Below are 4936 nucleotides of genomic sequence, written 5' to 3'. Positions count from 1 at the left end.
CTAAGATTATCTTCAGGATAGCGGAGGGAAAATCATCTGTCAAGGACAGAACGGACACAATTAGATTTGTTTTCGGATGCGGGACAGCGCACTTTTTTCCAAGCGGGATACCTGCGCCTGAGAAATATGGATTTCGTTGGCGACTTCCATTTGTGTGCGTCCTTCAAAGAAGCGCATACGCAGAATGTTTTGTTCTCGTGGGGACAATTGCTGCATGGCTTCTTTCAGTGCGATTTGTTCCAGCCAGTGCTCGTCGGTGTTTTTGGTGTCTCCGACTTGATCCATAACGTAAACAGCATCGCCGCCGCTCTCGAATACCGGTTCATATAAAGAGACCGGATCGAGAATGGCATCCAGCGCAAAGACAATATCTTCTCGCGGAACCTGCATGGCACGGGACAGCTCTTCCATCGTCGGTTCCCGCTGATTGGCATTGACAAACGCTTCTTTTGCCTGCAAGGCGCGATAGGCAGTGTCGCGCATGGAGCGGGAGACACGAATCGAGCTGTTGTCGCGCAGGTATCGCCGGATTTCTCCGATAATCATCGGAACCGCATAAGTGGAAAAACGAACGTTGAGATCGACATTGAAATTGTCGATGGATTTCATTAGACCGATACATCCGACTTGAAATAAATCGTCCATACTCTCTCCGCGCCCGGAAAAGCGTTGGATGACACGAAGGACGAGCCGCAGATTGCACGAGATTAAGCGGTCACGGGCAGCGCGGTCGCCTTTGACGCTGCGGCGCAATAGGGCATCGGTTTCCTCAGCGGACAACACTTCCAAGCGGGAAGTATTGATTCCACAGATCTCTACTTTATTCGGCATGGTTTCGCCTCCTGGTTTTGAGAAATCTTTGTATCCATCAGTATCCCCGTGAAAAGACCAAATCATACCAGTAGAAAATGTCGCAGAAAAAAACATAAAATAATTTAAAAATTTTCCTTGACATTTCTGGATTCCTACGGTATACTAAACAAGCACTTGAGAGTGCGGTGTTTGATACGAGAAACACCTAAAAAAGCGTTTTGAATACTCTTTTTGTTGCGACAGCGCAGCAGAAAGACGATTCGCCTCTGTAGCTCAGTCGGTAGAGCAGGGGACTGAAAATCCCCGTGTCGGTGGTTCGATTCCGCCCGGAGGCACCACATATGCGGATGTAGCTCATCTGGTAGAGCGCCACCTTGCCAAGGTGGAGGTAGCGAGTTCGAGCCTCGTCATCCGCTCCAAATTTTGAAAGACAGTCGAGAAATCGGCTGTCTTTTTTCGTTATTTGCTGGTATACTAAAAGCTCAGGAAATATCATGGGAGGAATATGGCATGGAGCTGATGATAGGGCGTGCAGGAACCGGCAAGACGACCGAGATTCTGCGGCGCATCGCTGCGCGGGAGAGCAGCGGCAAACGACAAATTTTGATTGTGCCGGAATTGGCATCGCATGAGTACGAGCGGATGCTTGCGGCGGCGACCAATAATCGCGGGGCACGCTTTGCGGAAGTGCTGACATTTCGGCGCATCGCCAATCGTGTCTTTGCCGAGGCGGGTGGTTTGGCAGAAGTGGAACTGACACCGGCGGGACGATTGCTCGTATTATATGAAGCGGTGCGCCGCTCGTCTGATGCCTTGGATGTATATGGCGGCGCGATTCGCCGACCGGATGTTTTGCGCGATTTGCTGCAAGTGATAGATGAGATGAAGACCAATGGCATTTCTCCGGAACAGCTGTTGGATGCTTCGGCGGAAGCAGAAGGACATTTGGCGGAAAAGCTGCGCGATTTGGGTCAGATTGGTGCGGTATATGAGACCATGACACAGGAGGATTTGCCGGATCCGCGCGATCAGATGACAAAAATCGCCCAGAGACTGCCTGATTGTACGATTTTTGATGGAGCGGAGCTGTATTTAGACCGTTTCGATCAGTTTAACAGACAGGAATTGGACATTCTCGCGGCACTGCTGCGGCGGCATGTGCCGATGACTGTTGCACTGACCGGCGATCTTCGCCAGCCGGAACAGTTTCCGGAGACCATGCACGCGGTGTCACGGCTCAAGCGATTGGCAGACGCCTGCGGAGAGCCGCTGGACATCCAGCGCATGGAGCAGATGCGTATGCCGCGGCCGCATGATTTGCAGATAGCAGAAGCATATGGCTTGTGTGCGGGAACCCAGCAGTTTGACAGCGATAAAAGCAGCATGTATCTGCACGAAGCGGGCAATCTGTTCTCGGAATGTGAATTTGCGGCGGCATATATCCGAAAACTGCTGCGTGAGACTGATACACGGCGGCGGGATATTGTCGTGACAGCGCGAAATTTTGATGCCTATGCGCCGGTGCTGGAATTGGTGTTTGAACGCTATCAGATTCCGATTTTTTTAAGTGAAAAGCATGACATTTTGCAAAAGCCGGTGCTGGCTCTGGTTGGCTCAGCCCTGCACACAGTGACGAATGGCTGGCGGTATGAGGACATCTTTGCCTATCTGAAAACAGGGTTTGCTGGTCTGACCGCTGAGGAATGCGATTTGCTGGAAAACTATGTGCTGTTCCGGCGCATTCGCGGCAGCAAATGGCTGCAGCCATTTGTCGGACATCCGGATAGCTTTGGCGGCGAATTAGATGATAAAGCACGGGAAAAGCTCGCCGCACTCAATGTACTGCGCGAGAAAGCGGTACAGCCGTTGCAGGCATTGCAGCAGGATTTGGAGCAGGCACAGACTGCATCGCAGTATGCACAGGCATTGTATGCCTTTTTGGAGCGAATCGGTGCGCCGGACAGCATTGCCGCGCGGGCACAGCTGCATGAAGAGGCCGGACGCTTGCAGACCGCAGAGGAGTATCGGCAGTTGTGGGAGATTCTCATGCAGGCAATGGAGCAGTTTGCGTGGGTACAGGGCGACACAGAAATGGAGACCAATGCGTTTGTCACCATGCTCGGCTTGGTGCTGACAGAATATGATGTCGGTACCATTCCAGTGTCGTTGGATCGCGTGACCTGTGGCTCGATTGACCGCGTGTGTAAGACGGGAATTCCGCATTTGCTGGTGCTCGGCGTCAATGATGGTATATTGCCCTCTGTGGGGGAAACCGGCGGCATTTTGTCTGACAGCGAACGCTCTCAGCTGCTCGGCTTGGAAGTGGAATTGGAAACCAGCGAGGACCGCATGGAACAGGAACAAGCGGCACTGTATCGCGTGCTGGCGTCGGCATCGCAGGATTTGCTGCTGTCTTGGAGCACGGTGGGAGCGGATGGAGATAAACGTCCGTCGTTTTTGATTGGCGCCCTGCGGCAGCTACTGCGGGATTTGCCAGAGACCAAAGAAAAAGAATTGGAACAGAGCTATCGACTGGAGGCGGAACGTCCGCGCTTTGATTTGGCGTGCTGCGGCGCGTCCAGAGATCGTTCTCCGGCGGCGCAGGCGGCCTTGCGGGCACAGACAATTCCCATTCAGCCGATAGAACGCGCAGCGCGCGGTCCGCTGCACAATTCGGAGGTCGTGCATCAGCTGTACGGCAAAAAAATCCGCATGACAGCGTCCCGTGTCGATGCCTTTTACCGCTGCCAGTATGCGTATTTTCTGCGTTACGGACTGCGGGCAAAAGAACGCCGCCGCGCGTCCTTTGACGCGCCGGAAACCGGCACGTTTTTGCATTTTGTCTTGGAGCATACGCTCAAACAAGTGCGGGAACAGAATCCGGACGGCTTGCCGGAGGCGGAAACCGTACACAAGCTGGCGCGGCGATGGACGACGATTTATGTCGAGACACAGCTCGGCGGATTGGAGCAGTATTCCGCGCGATTCCGGCATTTGTTCCGCCGCCTGCTGCACATGACAGAGGATATTTTAGATAATGTATTGGAGGAAATGGCGCGGTCGGATTTTCAGCCGATAGATTTTGAGCTGGACTTTTCGTGGCAAGGTGATTTGCCGCCGATTCTCATTCGCGGCAAAGAGGGGCAGCTGGAAGTAAACGGAAAGGTTGACCGTGTAGACGGCTATGTGCAGGATGGTACCTTATATATCCGTGTCTTGGATTATAAGAGCGGCACGAAAAAATTCGAGCTGTCTGATCTGTGGTATGGACTCAATATTCAGCTGCTGCTGTATTTGTTTGCTATCGAAAAGCAGGGATTGCAGCACTATCAGGATAAACTCGCCCAGCATATCGACCGCATTGTACCGGCGGGAGCTTTGTATGTTCCTGCCAAACAGGTGATTGTCGATGCCAAGCGGGATGCAGAAGAGGCAGAGCTGGATGCTATGCGCAAAAAGCAACTGCGCCGTTCCGGTCTGCTGCTCGATGAAAAGGCGGTCATTGATGCCATGGAGCACGGCATTCAAAAAGACGCAGAGTTTTTGCCGCTCGGCTATCTGGCGTCCGGAGACAAGCCGAATAAGAGTAGTCTGTCCAATTTGGCGAGCATAGAAAAGCTGGGCAAGCTGAGCAGGCATATTCGCCGTGTACTGGGAGAGATGGGACGCGAGCTGATGCACGGCAGCATGGAGGCCAAGCCGGTGCGCCGCGGTCCGACGGAAGATACCTGTACGTGGTGTCCGTATCGTGCGATTTGTCGTTTTGACACACAGCTGGGCGATACAGCACATAAAATCAAAAAGATTCCGGCAGAAGAATTCTGGCAGAGTGTGGAAGAAGAGGAGAAGGGAGACAACAAACATGGGCGTTTCATGGACCGATGAACAGCGGCAGGCGATAGATAACCGCGGCGGCACACTGCTGGTATCGGCGGCGGCAGGCTCCGGCAAGACGGCGGTACTCGTTCAGCGCGTCCTCGATCGCGTGACAGATCCGGAACATCCCTGTGATGTGGATTCTTTTCTCATCGTGACGTTTACCAAAGCGGCGGCGAGCGAGATGCGAGGCAAGATTGCGGATGCCCTGACGGATTTGGCGGCAAAACAGCCGCAAAATCTGCGT

3 protein-coding genes and 2 tRNA genes are annotated in these 4936 nt (G+C 53.3%); 4 read left to right on the top strand and 1 reads right to left on the bottom strand.

Annotation, left to right across the window (positions count from 1 at the left end; all coding sequences use genetic code 11):
- Positions 1-60: 60 nt before the first annotated feature.
- A complete protein-coding gene (gene sigG, locus ACR0P9_RS07585; RefSeq protein ID WP_432618859.1) occupies positions 61-831 on the bottom strand; it encodes an RNA polymerase sporulation sigma factor SigG in 771 nt (256 codons plus the stop codon).
- Positions 832-1075: 244 nt separating this feature from the next.
- On the opposite strand from sigG, the gene ACR0P9_RS07580 reads away from it, so the two are divergent.
- The 4 genes from ACR0P9_RS07580 to ACR0P9_RS07565 all read left to right on the top strand — a co-directional run.
- Positions 1076-1151, top strand: a tRNA-Phe gene (locus ACR0P9_RS07580).
- Positions 1152-1156: 5 nt separating this feature from the next.
- Positions 1157-1232: transfer RNA gene (locus ACR0P9_RS07575), tRNA-Gly, on the top strand.
- A gap of 91 nt (positions 1233-1323) precedes the next feature.
- Entirely contained in the window at positions 1324-4698 is a 3375-nt protein-coding gene (locus ACR0P9_RS07570) for a PD-(D/E)XK nuclease family protein (RefSeq protein ID WP_432618857.1), read from the top strand.
- On the top strand, positions 4676-4936 hold a 261-nt coding region (locus ACR0P9_RS07565; RefSeq protein ID WP_432618855.1), incomplete at its 3' end, for a UvrD-helicase domain-containing protein. The genes ACR0P9_RS07570 and ACR0P9_RS07565, both read left to right, overlap by 23 nt.

The organism is Butyricicoccus sp. (genome assembly GCF_050872565.1).
Taxonomy (GTDB): Bacteria; Bacillota; Clostridia; order Oscillospirales; family Butyricicoccaceae; genus Butyricicoccus_A.
The sequence above is the reverse complement of the archived record's forward strand: the minus strand, read 5'-3'. Positions and strand labels throughout refer to the sequence as shown.